Raw genomic sequence first — 12940 nt, 5'->3', positions numbered from 1 at the left:
TTCAGTCACTACAAGCGCCGTGGACACAGCCCCTGAAAACTGCCCAGCACTCAGAACAAACACCGTTGCAGTACTAGGGGGTGTCTGACAATCCCTATGCGGGTTGGCGGAGCCAGAGGATGGCGGCGGCGAGGTGGAGTCCGGCCAGATAGCGTGCGGCGAGTTTGTCGTACCGTGTCGCGATCGCCCGGAACTGCTTCAGGCGTCCGAAGCAACGCTCGACCACGTTCCGCCGCCGGTAGGCCTCGGCGTCGAAGGACGGCGGGCGGCCGCCGCGCGAGCCCTTGGCCTGCCGGTTGACGACCTGGTCGGCCGGCTCGGGGATGGCCGCACGGATGCCGCGCCGCCGGCACCAGGCGCGGATCGCCCGGGACGAGTACGCCTTGTCCGCCGCGATGCTCACCGGCCGGGTCCTCGGCCGCCCGCGCCCGGCGCGCGGGACGCGGATGGTGTCCATCACCCGCTCGAACACGGTGGAGTCGTTGACGTTGCCCGCGGTGACCACCATGGCCAGTGGCAGCCCGCGGCCGTCGACCGCGAGGTGCACCTTGGTGGTCAGTCCGCCCCTCGACTTCCCCAGCGCCTCAGCTGCCGCCGCGCGTGCCGGATCCTCCAGTTCGTCCCCGCCCGGCGCCCCCTTTTGCGGGCACCGGCGGCATGCTGGTGGGCACGGTGGAAGCTGGAGTCCACCGACACCGTCCACTCCACGCGGCCCGCGGCGTCGTCGCGAACCTGGAGGTGTTCCAGCAGGCGGGCCCACGTGCCGTCGGCCTCCCAGCGGGCGAAGCGCTCGTAGACGGTCTGCCAGGGCCCGTAGCGGGTGGGAAGGTCCCGCCACGGCGCCGGTCCGCAGTCGCCACAGCACTCCGTTGACCACCTGCCGGTGGTCCCGCCACGGCCGCCCACGGCCGTCCGCACCCGGCAGCAGCGGCGCGATCCGCTCCCACGCCGCATCCGTCACCTCACCACGACCCACCACAAGATCAATTATCAGACACGGCCTAGTGGGCGAGCTGGTGGCCGACGGTGAGCCTGCCACGGACGAGGTTCTCGACTCCGCGGTCGATGCGGCGGTGCTCACCAGCCTACTGGCGCTGCAAGAGGCGCGCGCCGCGTCCGATCCGGGCACGGCGGCCGAGCTGTGCCTGGGCGCCGTGCCCCACATCGTGCTCGCGGTCACCCTGGCCAGCACCGCGGCGGCCATCGGCTGCCCGTCGTCGGCGGGCAGTCCATGGGGTCGGTAGTCTGCGGTCGTGGCGTTGGTTCGCAATGGAGCACGGCGCATCGTGGTCGAGGGCACGGCCTACCGCTGGCGGCTGCGCGGAAGGCCGACCTACGGCCAAGGCGTGTGCTGGTCCCCTTGCACGTACGCCGTCGAGCAGACGGGAAGCCGTGGGACGGTGCTGGTGGTCACCACCGGCCAACCCCACCCGAGCAACTGGATCGGGCGCCCGGCCGGCCCCGTACAGCCGTCCCATGTCGCCACAGCCATCCGGCACGCGCTCGGCCAGGGCTGGACACCCACCCACTGCGGCCCGCCTTTCCACCTCGACCAGTCCGCCACCTTCGAACCCTTCCACTGAACCCCGCCCCCTCCGCAGCGCCGGGACCGGACCGGAAAGCCGGGCTCGACACACGCCCCCAACGCCTGCGGCAGATTACGGGGTGCCGACCCGTTCACCGACGCCCCGGACCCCGGGCAGCATGGAGAGGGCCATCACCTGTGCGCCGGGCCGGGCCTGGGCTCAGGCCATCAACGACGCCTCGGTGCCCAGGGCGGCGAGCGGGGAGCGCTGCCCCTTGCGTAGGGCGCGCAGCCGTGCCCATGACCATCCCCTGCCGCGGCCGCGATTGCTGCGGCCTCGAGCGCGAAAGCCCTCGCATGCGAGACGATACCTAGCACCGCTATCTCTCAACTTGTGACCGAACTGGCCCGCCGCCGGTGAGGAGTAGCTCCACAGGGGCGGGTCAGCAACGGAGCGTCAGAGGCGGGGAGCGGGGACAGCGCGGAGCAGGCTGGCTGCGATGCCGATCAGGGCTTCGGCTTCCCCGCGACTGTAGGTGAAGTCCTTGGTCACCTCGTCGGCGTGTTCGGCCCCTGATGCCTGGTCGAACGCTGCCTTGTAGATCGCGCGCCACCGCTGCGTCTGGCTGCGGTGGTGTAGATCGTCGTTCTTGCTGATCTGCGGCCAGTTGGCTACGGCGAGGATGCGTTCCATGGCCTGGCGGGCGCTGCCGATCGCCTTGTCGAACTCCCCGGCGTGCAGCAGTCGGCGAGCGTCCTGCAGGTACACCGCAGCATCCCGCTGCGCCCCCTGGGGGACTGGTAGGGAATGGCCAGCGCGAAGCTGAAGGAGGTGCCAAGCCGTTCCAGCTCGGTCTGCCACACGCTTGCCGGTACCCGCATCTGCTCGCGGCTCTCAGCGGAGGCGTTGTCGAACGGGAAGAAGCCGCTGACTTTCAGCTCCAGGAGGAGATCCTGCCCGGCTCGGTGTTCCTCGAGGGCCAGCACTTGCTGGTTGGTGACGGGAAAGACGAGCTGGAGGCTGGTGTGATTGTGGTTGCTCAACCTGGTGCGTATGGGGCTTGCTGTTGCGAGCCACCGCCAGCCTGGGGGAGCGGCGTAGGCCTCTGCCTCTATCTCGCACAGCATGTCGTACTCCAGGCCTGAGGGCAGCAGTTCGGCCGCGATAGCGAGCCGGTGCACATCGAAACCGGGAGTGAGGCCTACTCGGGTGGGATTGATGCGGATCTGCACGTGCTTGGTGTTGTCGAAGTGGACCACAAGGGGCCTCTCTGCCGGACTGGTTGACAGGGCATTGTCCCTGTTGTGGCAGTGGCGGCGCCCCCTGTTTCTGAGCGATCTGCGCACCACACTGCCGGATCGCGTCGCCCTTGGTGCCGCTCGCCGCGCCGCCCCCTGCCCCGTTCCCTTCTGCGGCCCCGGGCCGCTGTCCGGCGGCGGGTTGGACGCCGAGCTGTTCCAGGCGTTCGCGTTGCCCGGAATGGACTCCCGCCCGGCACGGTCGGGGCGGCCCTTGGGCCCCCGGGCGGGTTGCCGGTCAGGCGGGGGTGGTGATGGTGACGGGGACGTTCGGGCAGTCGGCGGCGAGCTGGGTGAGGGTGTGGTGTTCGGCGGGGTCGGCGGGGTCGGCGGTGAGGTTCCAGCGGTGTTGGATGGCGGTCCAGTCGGCGGGCCCGGCTGGCTCGGGGCGTTCCCACAAGCTCCAGTCCGCTGAGCAGCTGATCAGGGAAGAGGCGGGTGGCGGTGTATCGCCGCGCCGGTTTCACCGCCGTCGGCACCGCTGAGAACGCTCTGAAACCGCGCTGAATGTGGGGTCGGCCACGCTCTGCTGCATGACAACGACGGCCCCGCCAGGGGTGGCGGCCCAGGAGGGGATCACCATGAACGGCCTGAGGCTGATCCGTCGGCACGCGGCGGCCTTCGGGCGCTTCGCCGGGCTGGGAAGCGGAGTCACCCTGGCTGCCTCGGCGGCTCTGGTCCTGCTTTCGCAGTGGATCCCGTGGATGGCGGCGAACGCGCTGACCACTGTCGTCTCCACCGTGGTCGCCACCGAACTGCACGCCCGCGTCTCGTTCGGCCACGGACGGCCCGGTCTGGCCGGCCACATGAAGAGCACGGCCACCATTGCCCTCGGCTGGCTGGTCACGTCCGCCGCAGTCGGCTCGCTGGCCGTGCTCCGTCCCGGCGCCGGACTCGTCCTGCAGCAGACGGTGTACCTGGCGGCCACCGCGCTCGTCGGGATCGGCCGTTACCTCGTGCTGCGTCTGGCTGTGTTCGCGGAGCGCGCCCCGAGGCCCCGGACCGGCGGGGGCGTCCGGTTGCGGGCCGCGTACCGTGGCGGCGGCGTGAGGGCCGACGGGGAAAGTACTGCGACCCGGGGCCGACTCGCAGAGGTCGTCGTTGACCTGCGTCGGGTGGTCGCCGTGCTGACGCTGGACACCCCGGCGGTGCGTATTCTGGCCACCACCGTGCGCCTGCGCGCTGCTGGACGGCGCCGTCCGGGAGGCGTACCGGCACATCACCGCGGCAAGGCCGCCGGGATCCGCTGCTGACCACCGTGCGGGCCGGGCCCGGCGAGGCAAGGGCTGGCCGTCCTGGCGCTCGTCGTGGGTGACCGGGGCACGCAAGGCCCCGCCGGAGTGCTTCCCACACGCCTGCGGGGTCCCGGGGCCGCTCGGGCCGCAGAGGCACCGCTATCGGTCAGCCGGTGTCAGTGGTGGCACTGCGGTGTGGGGGCGGCCGGGACGGACCGGGGAGCAGACGTTGACGGCCGCGCTCGACAACCCCGATGGCCACGCCCTCTACCGCGCCCAGGAGGCCCGCGCCGACGCGCAGGACAAGCAGCGCCGCGCCGTACAGCGGGAGGCGCAGCGCCCAGTGTGCAAGCGCTGCGGGCAGAAGTTCACCGACGAGCGCTGGGAGGAGGTCACCGTGCACCGGACCGCCGTACGGGCCGGGGACAAGTCGGTGTGCGCCCTTGCCGCGCCGACGACGTCGCCCGCGAGGAAGTCGCTGCCGAAGCCGCCCGCCTCGAGGCCGTCGCGCCGCCGGAGCCGCAGGACGACCCCGAGCCGGACCGGGGCCGCGGCTGGGTTCCGCTGGCGGACCTGACCACACAAGCCCGCTGTGCGGTCGGCAGCCGTCAGGCCGCACAGCGGGCGTCGCCGGAGGTGATCGCCGACCTCGTCGCGGAGCTTGGTCCGTTGTGGCACGAGCGGCACCGGGCCGCGCTCGCCTCGCGTTCTCGCCGCCGGGCCGCGGGAGCCGGTGTAAAGCGCAAGCTGGTCTCCGCGTCGACCACCTGCTGCCCGACACGACCGATATGCAGGCTCCCGCCGTCACACAGGTCCAGCCGTCCGAAGCACAGCCCCTCCTCGGCCGCCTCGTACCCGGCGAGCAGCCGCCCGCACAACTCGACGGCGACACCGCGCTCGACCCGGGCCTGCGCGCCACCCCCCGCCTCCCGCAGCACAGCGGCGAGCCGCAGCCCGACCTCCTCCCGCAACTCGTCGAGCCGCCGATGAAGACGATCGACACACCGCTGCTCACGGGCGGTCTCCTCCTCCCGGACACCCTTCACGACGGCGGACCGGACGGTGCCATCACCGGCATCGAGGACAGAATCAACAGGCACGCACTCTCGCGAGTTCAAGGCTGCTCCACCATCGGCTCACGGGGGACGTCCGAGCACATCGCCACCCCCGACCCGCCCGTTACACCCCACCCAGCGACCAGTCGGCCAACCCCGGGCACAACTGAGGCCCTGCACCCGACCAGTTCCCCATGCGACCAAGGAGGGACCCAGTGGTCAGCGACCGGTACCCCGCCGCGGTCGACGACAAGGCGCTCCTGCCCGCGGCGCTGCCCGCGCCGCGCGCAGGCCGGTGACCCGACGCCGGTCGTCAGAAGGACACCGCCGCAGAGGGCCTTGGGGCCGGGTGCCCGGGGCGCGCCGCCAACGGCGGCGAGCGGTGCGTCACGGCACAGGGCTGGAGCGGCCACAGGTCGGCGGCGGAGGGTATGGCAGCGAACACGGTGCTCGGCCGACCTCGCCGTCAGCCGTACGTGCGAGCAGTCAGCCGGCGCGCATGGTGCTCAGCGCCACGCGAAAGGTGGCCCGCCGGCCGGAGGAATCGACACGGGCATGCACCAGTAGGTCCACGGCAACGTCAGACAACCTCACCCTCGCGGGCCGTGACCACTCCGCAGCGGGAAGCAGGGAGTGGCGCGTCACCTCGTCGGTCGGGCAGGCCCGTAGGCAGCGGTGTCCTGCCCGCGAGCTGCCGCCCGCCCGTCGGAGTGCTGTCGCTCGGATGTGCGGGGCCACGCCGACGTGGCCGCCGTGCGCCACAACCTCAGCGTGCCCATTGACGCCGACGAGCGGCACAGCGGCGCCCACAGCCGCGGCGCGATCGTGCGGTACCTCGTCACCGACATCCCCACCATTGCCCGCGCGGGAGAGCCCGCTACCGCCTGTGCCGCATCTGCACACCCCCGCTGTCCGGGCCGCCTCCCCAGCCAGGCATGTGCGGTGGCGGGCCGGCGGGACGTGGGCGGTCGAACCAGTGCCTGGCGGTGTCCTGGTTGAACAGGGCGATGAGGATGATCGCTCCCGTGAGAGCGTAGAAGCCGCCGAAGGAACCTTTCAAGATGTTGATGAGCGAGCACAGTATCTGAATGCTCGCCACGACGATCGTGGAGATGCGGACGCCGGCTCCGCCCCGCCCGTACCAGAACGCCAGCACGAGCAGGGCAACCCCGGGAAGATTGATGGCGGACTTCTCCACTCCGATCCACCAGCCCTCGAGAGCTCCGACGATCACCCCCACGAGCACACACAGCCCCATCGTCACGAAATTGGTGATCCGCGCGGCCCGGACGTTGGCCGGCATGACCGGCGGCACGCCTCCCCACACAGGCGGACCGAAGTAGGGCGGCTGCGGAAAGGGTGGGGGAGTAGTACTCAAGGGGTACCGGGCTCCTTGTGGCAGTGGCCGAACCGACCCGGACAGCCTAGTGACCACCCGCGCCCGCGCCGCACCGCCCCGTGATGCGGCCTCAGAACCCGCACAGCCCCACGGGCGGAGCGATCCCGGGACAGACGTACGCCCCCGGGAGAACGTCCGACGGCAGGCTCGAACGCGCACCCGGGGTGACAGGTCGAGGACGGAGTCCGAGGGCGTGCCAACTCCCTGGCTCGCCCGTGCCCAAGCCAGGCGGCATGCGCGGCCGGGAACGGTCCGCGGTGAGCATGCCGGAGACCGTGCCCCCTTCCGCGTCCCGGTGGAACGGATGGTGTCACGCCAGGCGATGCACCCGGCACGGGCATGGTGTACAGCGCACCGTCCCGGACGGGTCCGTGCACGCCACCATCGCCTCCCCGCGCATCTCGACGAGCGTGTAGCCGGGCCACCGCCCCCAAGGGCACCCCCCGGCCGCCGGCCCCGCTACCTCGGCCCGCGACGCACCGCTCCAACCGATCACCGCCACGGCACGCTCTGCCCGCGGTCGTGGCGGTGGGATCGGTGGCCGCCGTCGCCGATCACGGCGGTACGGCTGCGTCGCTGTGGCTACGTCAGGCCACGGCGGGCACCCCACACGGGCCAGGCTGTGGCCTGCCAAGGGCCCGCCGGCTCAGCCAGATGACTGATGGTCTGGTCAGCCAGGGTCTTGTTGTCGGCGAGGCACGGCCGTCCTGTTGGAGCCCGGGCGCGCCCGGTAAAGCGTGAGGCGTGGGGGCCGGGCTCCGGCGTATGTCGGCATGCAGGTCGTGGGGAGGGAGGGGACAGATGGGCATGGCGATCACCGAGACTGCCCAAGGCGTCCGGCGGTATGCGGTGGAGCGGCGGCCGCAGGTCGGCGGGTGCGGTGACAAGGGCGGCGACTCGGATGGTCACTGGTGCATGGACGCGGTGTGAATGTGCAGCGCGGTGGCGTTCCTGCCCGGGTTCGGGCTGTGGGCAGTGGCCGCCTGGAGAGGGCTGTCGTCGATGAACCTGTCGAGCTGCTGCCCGTCGATGACCTCCGTGGCAGGCGGGACGTGCAGCGACACGGGCTCGTTTCACTATCTCACGCAGCGCTCCACGCTCGTACGCGCGTACCCCAGTGCGGCACGCTCTCAGTTCCGCCTTGCCCCCGCAGGCCCTCGCCGGGCCGGGGAAGCGTTGCCCCGGCGGCTCGTGTGGTTCCAGGCGACTCCGCCCTGTGGCGTCGGGCAGGAGAGGAAAGTGGACGTGGTGGTGCGCGGGAGCGGAGGCTTCCCTCCCCGCCCGGCGAGGCAGCCGGTCATCCCGCGGCAGGGGTGTAGCCTGCCGCGGCGTCCGGGACGTCCGTCGCAGTGATGTCCGCACGCAGCCGCAAGGCCCGGACGGGGTGGCGCCAGCGGCCGGCGTCGACCGCGGTGTCGCCGGAAAACTCCACCACGGCGGTAGGCTCCACAGGGGTGAAGTGCAACGGCTCGCGGCTGCCCCACCGGGCCCTGACCCGCAACCCGTGCCATGGATGGCCGGACGCGGCAGGGGTGAGGGCGCGGGCGAGGTCGGCGGCCAGGGCTTCGGGCAGCGGGGCGGTGCGGGCAACCGGGCGGAGCGTGCCGGTGCGGTCGAAGCGGCCCAGCAGCAGGGTGTCGGGGCGGGCCGGGCGGCTGGTGACTGCGCCGACCACGGCTTCAGTGGAGTGCCGCGAGCGGACCTGACTCCACGGTCGGCCCTTGCGCACCGGACCTGTGTTTCAGCGCCGCGGCGCTGTGACGTGCTTGCCGAGCGGACGCGGGCTCGGCCGGGTGAGCGGGGCTGTTCAGGTGGCGGTGGTCCGCGCCGCAGTGGTGCCTTTCCCGCCGCGATCTGGTGTCGTCCTGGCCCCCGCGTTCAGGTCTGGCGCAGATTGCGGGTGGAGGCGTCGTCGGCCGGGCCGGCCACGGCGTGCACGCCGCCGAGACGGACAGCGCCGGAGTCGTCACCGAGCTGCGTGACGAGCGTCCGCGGCCTGCCCTGCACCGTCGTCCGGAAGCCACAGCGGGCGGCAATCCCGACCGCATGCCAACCGGACTTCCTTCGCAGCCCTAAGCGGAGCAGCACCCGATTCCGCCTCCGGCGACTGAACCAACCGGCATTCGGCGGACATCACACCGAGCTCGCCTCGTTGGGTGGCCGGCAGGGGAGCGATCATCTCGGACGTGGCGTCATTGGCGAGCAGTTGCGGCCTGGCCGGGACGTTCGCGCCTGACCATGTCCGGCGTGCTCGATCACGTCCGCGTGTCGGCAGTGCCTTCCGCAGGCCGACCGGCGCGAACGAAGTCGCCGTACTCGTCCTGGACGACGCCCTCATTGACCCAGCGCCCTCCCACGGCCCCGGCGTGCTGCTCGGCGAGCCGCAGCGCGGCCAGCGGGTCCTCGCTCATGCCCAACAGCCGGCCGAACTCGCTCGCCTCGTCGCCTGGATCGAACGGCGGGAACTCACCCAGGTCCAAGAAGCTCTCACTGCCGACGTCCTCGACCGTGTGGAGAAGAACCTCGAACCCTTCCCGTACCGGGCGAACCTCTACGTAGCGCACTCCAGAGTGCTCCGCCGAGCCGCATGACCCAAGGAACTGTTCGACCGAACGGCCCCGCCGCAAGGCCCCGAGAACGAACGACTCCGCCAAATACCGCACTCGCCCACGATACGGCCCCTGTCCCACCGCATGGCCGTCCACGGCACCGGCAGCCGCGAGGCGCAGCCCCAGCGTGTGAGGCGGTCAAGTTTGGCGAGGGCTACCCGTAGACCCGGTGGGCGGCGCATCGCATGGTCTTGCATCTTGCGCGCGACTTCCTGCCGCCTACGCTTCGGGTCCCCTTGGAGGGCCACCGGCGCCCCGCCCCGGACGCACGGGGCGGGGCGCGCACCCTTTAATGCGGGGCGTCCACCTCAACCGGAATCCGCCACGGCCGGTGCCCCTCCTGATGGCATTCGATCGACAACCGCACGGGCGCCCGTTGGTAGCGGCGACGCCACACCTCAGAGTCTGCCCACCGAGGGCAAGGCGTCCACGACAGCGACAGCCTGCGCCAGTCCCCGACCTACATGCGCTTCGCGGGGACGTGCCGCCCATCTCCCGACGCGCCGTCGATGCCGGGCCGGAGCATGTCAGGACAGCACTCACATCGCCTCCACCGACGCGAACCGGGTGACCATCAAAACCTCTGACTCCAGCTACGCCCTGGCGGACCGGGCCTTCAGCTTCATCGTCATCGGCTGAACCAGCAGCCCGAGCGGCCCGAGTACGTTCTGTGAACCGGGAGCCTGTCGGACCAGCCGCGAAGAGCCGCTGACCTACCGGACGTCGTCGATGGCGGCGCGCAGCAGCTCCGCAGTCGACCACGCGGCCGCGCGGGAGCCTCCGGCTCGGTGGCCCGACAGCGGCCCCCGCCGAGCCCCGCCGGGGGACCGCCGCCCGGCGCCGGGCGGGCCGTCAGGGCGCGGAGGCGAGTGCGTCGACGAGCAGGCGCAGTTGCACCACGAGCGCCTGGTCGATGTCGGCAGCCGCCTGGCCCAGGACCTCGACGGCCGGGACCAGGACGTCCAGCAGCCGGCCCCCGCGCGCCCCGTGCGGCACGTGGTCCAAGGCGGCGCGGAGGTGGGGCATGCCCCAGGGAAGGCGGGCCAGGCCCTCGGCGAAGTTCCGTCCCGCCCCGCTGGGCACCCACCGGCCCGCCTCGAGGTCCTCCAGCAGCACAGCGGCGTCATCGCAGCGCCTGCCGGGCCTGCTCGTGCCCGGCCTGCGCCGTGCCCTCCAGCACCACCACAGCCTCCCCCTCCCGTCCCGCCAGACCGAGCAGGAGGCCGAGGTAGCAGGCGGCGTCGGGGTGTCCGGCATCGGCTGCGGCACGCCAGGCGGTCTCGGCTTCCTCCCCCGCGCCGTCTTGCGGAGCAGGAGGCCGATGTTCCGGGGATTACGCGTAGGGGGGACCCTCGCCTGCGCCCGTGCCGACGGGGGTGTCGGCACGGGCAGTGCCGCACGGACCGAGCAGCAGAGCACCGATCAGCACCAAGCGCAGGACGGCGACCGCTTTCACCGGGCAGCCAGGCGCGGGTTGAGCGCGATGATGATCTCGTCGACTGCTCCGAGCTTTCTCGTCATGTCGGTGGTGATGGTGTGCCCCTGGTGAGTGAGCCGGTACAGGTAGCGGTCAGTGCTCGAGTCACTGACACTGCCCCCGGGCAGGCTGCGGAAGTCGACGGAACTCAGCAGATCGCGCAGACGTTCCAGTTCCTCTGCGGGGAGTCGGCCCTCCGTCTCGTCCGACGTCTCGTGCCGGGTGAGGAAGGTCCCGTCCTCATCAACACGGATCTTGCCCCACGTCCCCTTCAGCCCGCCCTCGCGGTGAAGGGACAGCAGCCCGCCGGTATCGGACACCTTGTCGTCACATCCCGCCCCCGGCGCCGCGACCAACGCCGCGAGCATCAGCAGCGACCTGCGGCCCAGCCTGCTCGGGTCTCGGGTGCCCTCTGGTGCGCTCATGCCAGACTCCACACCATGCCGTCCAGAGCGCGGAGCGCGTCGTCCTCCCCAGCGACTCCATGGGGGTGCCCTTGCGGACGGCGCTGTGAGCCGTGAAGTCCGCATAGCGACCGATTCGGTGGTCCGGTTCGCACAGGAACGCCTCGTAGTCGTCGGTGTCCCGGCGGTCCCACCGCAGCCGGCGGCCGTCGGCCTTGTCCGTGGACGCGGCGCCGAACGACCACTTCTCCGCCCGGACGTACAGATGCTGGCTGTTTCTGAGCAGTTCAACGTTGGTCCCGCCAACGGTGAGGGTGCCGCTGCACTCGCCCGCGCCGTTGACCGACATGCGACTGGAGGTCACTGTTCCCTCACTGACCATCCTTACACGGATGGTCGCCGAGAACAGGGGCCGGGTGGCCTCGACGGCCGCGTCGGCGCGCCTGCCCCTCCTTGCCCGTCCGCGGGGCACTGGCGCTCGCACTGGGGCTCTGCCCGGAGCAGGCGTTGCCGCCGGATGGACGCAGCCGGCGGAACCGGCTGCGAGCAGCAGTACCACGACCATGGCACCCGGCGTCCACCTGGGCACAGCGCGCCTCTCCTTGGAGTGTCTGATGGTCCGACATGACCAGGGAACTCCCTCATTCCGGGTGCGCCGCGCGTCGGTCCGTACACCGACCGTGGAACCGGTGCGTGGAGCGGGTGCTGGCGGTGGAGGTGCTCGACGGTTACCCCCGCACGTCATCGGCGCGGTGGGCGGCGGCTTGGGTGGTGCTGCTTTCGCGCTCCCGGGCGCGCGGCGGATACTTCCGGTGGATGCCTGTGGGGATCAAGCGTGTCAGTATGCCGCCCAGGGCCAGGGCGTAAGGATGCCGTGTACGGCGACACCCGGACCGGGCGCCGCGCCTCCGCGGCCGCTGGGAGCTGAATGGGGGGACAAGCTGCTCGTTTCACCCTGCACCGGCAGTGGTGCCGCGGCAAAGTGAATCGAGTCCCTCTGCCCAGGAAGACTGCCGGACATCCTATTCGCCCGCGAGCAGCTTCGATCCCGATGGTTGCCGCTCGGCATGAGTGCGCAACGCAAAATTGCGGAATTCGAGATGGTCAAGACGATGCTGAATTCGGAAGGTGATCGGTCATGAGGCGCAAAGGTGCCCTTGTTCTGGCTCTGTGGGGCATGCTGGTGACATCCGTGCTGGCAACGCCTGCGACCGCCGCTCAGCGCGAGGCGCCCGGTGTCTGGCGGATCGTGGACGGTGACGAACCGGCCCGGCCGTCGCATCCGCGCGCGGTCTCGTCCGCGAGCGCGGCGGAGAGGGTTTCGCTGCGCTCTGGCCGCAACAACAACTACGTCACCACCGAGCTGGACTACGCATCCCCCCACACGGGCGCGCTGCGGGCCCGCTCGGCGACCGTCGCGGGTTGGGAGAGCTTCGAGCTGGTGTGGGACGAGGGAACGGAAACCCACTCGCTGAAGTCCACGGCGAACAACCTGTACGTGGCCGTGGAGCGCAACTACACCGGTGACTCACAGAACGTGCTGCGCGCTCGATCCGCCACGGTCGGCAGCTGGGAGCGCTTCACTCTTTGGCGCAACCAGCAGAACAACGCCTATGCTCTCCAGTCCGAACTCAACGGACTTTTTGTCACGATGGAGAACGACTACACCGCTGATCTCCAGTATGTCCTCAGAGCTCGCTCGAATGGCATCGGAGGAAGCTGGGAAGAATTCTACTTGCAGAACTGAACGCCCTGATTCGCCGGCAGCTCGCCCCAAGGTGCGGGCGTTTCTGACGGACCGCCTTGGCTTGCGGATATCACCTTCGCGCCGACGGCTGTCTCCCCCTCGATGCCCGGTGCCGGCCGGCCGATGTCCTCGGCGGGCCGGCACCAAATCGGGAGTGGGTGGGCAGGCATCGAGCCGAGTGGGCGACGGG

General features: G+C 71.1%; 16 protein-coding genes and 1 pseudogene. 5 read left to right on the top strand and 12 right to left on the bottom strand.

Translation table 11 applies throughout. From position 1 onward, the window contains the following. Positions 1-94: 94 nt before the first annotated feature. Positions 95-976, bottom strand: a pseudogene (locus ACYVO2_RS34890) (IS5 family transposase). A gap of 28 nt (positions 977-1004) precedes the next feature. Here ACYVO2_RS34890 and ACYVO2_RS34885 point away from each other — a divergent pair. Both ACYVO2_RS34885 and ACYVO2_RS34880 read left to right on the top strand, forming a co-directional pair. Next, positions 1005-1244, top strand: coding sequence for a hypothetical protein (locus ACYVO2_RS34885; protein WP_461012122.1), 240 nt, complete (start codon positions 1005-1007; stop codon positions 1242-1244). A 9-nt stretch (positions 1245-1253) separates the two neighbouring features. Then, positions 1254-1583: a hypothetical protein gene (locus tag ACYVO2_RS34880; protein ID WP_461012121.1), complete on the top strand. Its 330-nt coding sequence runs from the start codon at positions 1254-1256 to the stop codon at positions 1581-1583. A gap of 399 nt (positions 1584-1982) precedes the next feature. On the opposite strand, the gene ACYVO2_RS34875 is transcribed toward ACYVO2_RS34880, so the two are convergent. From ACYVO2_RS34875 to ACYVO2_RS34865, 3 genes are all read right to left on the bottom strand, one after another. After that, positions 1983-2219, bottom strand: coding sequence for a hypothetical protein (locus ACYVO2_RS34875; RefSeq protein ID WP_461012120.1), 237 nt, complete (start codon positions 2217-2219; stop codon positions 1983-1985). Then, entirely contained in the window at positions 2198-2785 is a 588-nt protein-coding gene (locus tag ACYVO2_RS34870) for a hypothetical protein (protein WP_461012119.1), read from the bottom strand. Before ACYVO2_RS34870 ends, ACYVO2_RS34875 begins: the two co-directional genes overlap by 22 nt. A 277-nt stretch (positions 2786-3062) precedes the next feature. Then, the gene (locus ACYVO2_RS34865; RefSeq protein ID WP_461012118.1) at positions 3063-3224 is read right to left on the bottom strand and encodes a hypothetical protein; all 162 of its coding nucleotides are present in this window, start codon (positions 3222-3224) and stop codon (positions 3063-3065) included. A gap of 133 nt (positions 3225-3357) precedes the next feature. Here ACYVO2_RS34865 and ACYVO2_RS34860 point away from each other — a divergent pair, with 133 nt between their 5' ends. Together ACYVO2_RS34860 and ACYVO2_RS34855 are read left to right on the top strand one after the other, a co-directional pair. Further along, positions 3358-4077: a hypothetical protein gene (locus ACYVO2_RS34860; protein WP_461012117.1), complete on the top strand. Its 720-nt coding sequence runs from the start codon at positions 3358-3360 to the stop codon at positions 4075-4077. A 211-nt stretch (positions 4078-4288) separates the two neighbouring features. Continuing rightward, entirely contained in the window at positions 4289-4636 is a 348-nt protein-coding gene (locus tag ACYVO2_RS34855) for a hypothetical protein (protein WP_461012116.1), read from the top strand. A 31-nt stretch (positions 4637-4667) separates the two neighbouring features. Here the strand turns inward: ACYVO2_RS34855 and ACYVO2_RS34850 are convergent, their stop codons facing one another. The 8 genes from ACYVO2_RS34850 to ACYVO2_RS34815 all read right to left on the bottom strand — a co-directional run bounded on the left by ACYVO2_RS34850 (position 4668) and on the right by ACYVO2_RS34815 (position 11024). Beyond that, positions 4668-5177: a hypothetical protein gene (locus ACYVO2_RS34850; RefSeq protein WP_461012115.1), complete on the bottom strand. Its 510-nt coding sequence runs from the start codon at positions 5175-5177 to the stop codon at positions 4668-4670. Between the two features lie 814 nt (positions 5178-5991). Next, the gene (locus tag ACYVO2_RS34845) at positions 5992-6417 is read right to left on the bottom strand and encodes a hypothetical protein (RefSeq protein WP_461012114.1); all 426 of its coding nucleotides are present in this window, start codon (positions 6415-6417) and stop codon (positions 5992-5994) included. A 1001-nt stretch (positions 6418-7418) separates the two neighbouring features. Continuing rightward, complete coding sequence (locus ACYVO2_RS34840; RefSeq protein ID WP_461012113.1) at positions 7419-7577, bottom strand: hypothetical protein; 159 nt, start codon at positions 7575-7577, stop codon at positions 7419-7421. A 233-nt stretch (positions 7578-7810) separates the two neighbouring features. Further along, on the bottom strand, positions 7811-8188 hold the full coding sequence (locus tag ACYVO2_RS34835; protein WP_461012112.1) for a hypothetical protein: 378 nt from the start codon (positions 8186-8188) through the stop codon (positions 7811-7813). Positions 8189-8391: 203 nt separating this feature from the next. Further along, positions 8392-8520 carry a hypothetical protein gene (locus ACYVO2_RS34830; RefSeq protein ID WP_461012111.1) on the bottom strand — a complete coding sequence of 43 codons (129 nt, stop codon included), beginning with the start codon at positions 8518-8520 and terminating at the stop codon, positions 8392-8394. Positions 8521-8768: 248 nt separating this feature from the next. Beyond that, complete coding sequence (locus ACYVO2_RS34825) at positions 8769-9077, bottom strand: hypothetical protein (protein WP_461012110.1); 309 nt, start codon at positions 9075-9077, stop codon at positions 8769-8771. Between the two features lie 897 nt (positions 9078-9974). Further along, complete coding sequence (locus ACYVO2_RS34820) at positions 9975-10238, bottom strand: hypothetical protein (protein ID WP_461012109.1); 264 nt, start codon at positions 10236-10238, stop codon at positions 9975-9977. 336 nt (positions 10239-10574) lie between these two features. Continuing rightward, positions 10575-11024, bottom strand: a complete 450-nt coding sequence (locus ACYVO2_RS34815) for a hypothetical protein (protein WP_461012108.1) — start codon at positions 11022-11024, stop codon at positions 10575-10577. Between the two features lie 1117 nt (positions 11025-12141). On the opposite strand from ACYVO2_RS34815, the gene ACYVO2_RS34810 reads away from it, so the two are divergent. Further along, positions 12142-12750, top strand: a complete 609-nt coding sequence (locus ACYVO2_RS34810) for a fascin domain-containing protein (protein ID WP_461012107.1) — start codon at positions 12142-12144, stop codon at positions 12748-12750. Positions 12751-12940: the final 190 nt, after the last annotated feature.

The organism is Streptomyces capparidis, assembly GCF_054782095.1.
This window is presented reverse-complemented; position numbering and strand designations above follow the sequence as displayed.